Below are 623 nucleotides of genomic sequence, written 5' to 3'. Positions count from 1 at the left end.
ATTCGAATGAGAAAGTTTGTTAGAAGCCTAGGGAACGCTACTAACGGAATAAAACATCTTCTAAGAGAGAGAAACTTCAGGATCCAGCTTGTGATTGGGGCCGTTATTCTCTCTCTTGGTGCGCTGATCCAAGTAGATAAGAATGATTATTATTGGCTGCTTTTCTGTACGTTTATGGTATTACTACTGGAAGGAATTAATACTCTAATAGAGAAGCTTGCAGACATTTTGCGACCATACTATGACGAAAGAGTACGAGTATTGAAGGACACGGCGGCTTCCGTGGTACTCTTAGGAAGTGCGGTCTCAGTACTGATAGGTTTATCCATTATTTTACAAACGATTTTTGGTTTGCATTTTGCCGTTGGACTGCTTTTTGGTATAATCATTTTGGTTGTCTTCTTTTCTTTAGGGCTTTTTGGAGGTGGCAGGGAATGAACCGTCGGGTCATTCTGTTATTCCTATTTATGTCTTCGTTGTTGATGACTCGCAGTTTCGCGTTTTTTCTTGTTACATACGTGGTTAGAGCGGGAGATTCGATTCATACTATTTCAAGAGATTTGGACGTTAGCATCTCAACTATTATTGATTTCAACAATCTCAAAAATCCCAACAGTATAAAG

The 623-nt window shown here is 39.3% G+C and carries 2 protein-coding genes; both read left to right on the top strand.

Annotation, left to right across the window (positions count from 1 at the left end; genetic code table 11):
• On the top strand, nt 1–438 hold a 438-nt coding region (locus BG32_RS05030; RefSeq protein WP_259459529.1), incomplete at its 5' end, for a diacylglycerol kinase family protein.
• Nucleotides 435–623: LysM domain-containing protein (locus BG32_RS05025; RefSeq protein WP_147434835.1), on the top strand; the 189-nt coding region annotated here is incomplete at its 3' end. The genes BG32_RS05030 and BG32_RS05025, both read left to right, overlap by 4 nt.

The organism is Mesotoga sp. HF07.pep.5.2.highcov (assembly GCF_003666285.1).
Classification (GTDB): domain Bacteria; phylum Thermotogota; class Thermotogae; order Petrotogales; family Kosmotogaceae; genus Mesotoga; species Mesotoga prima.
The sequence above is the reverse complement of the archived record's forward strand: the minus strand, read 5'-3'. Positions and strand labels throughout refer to the sequence as shown.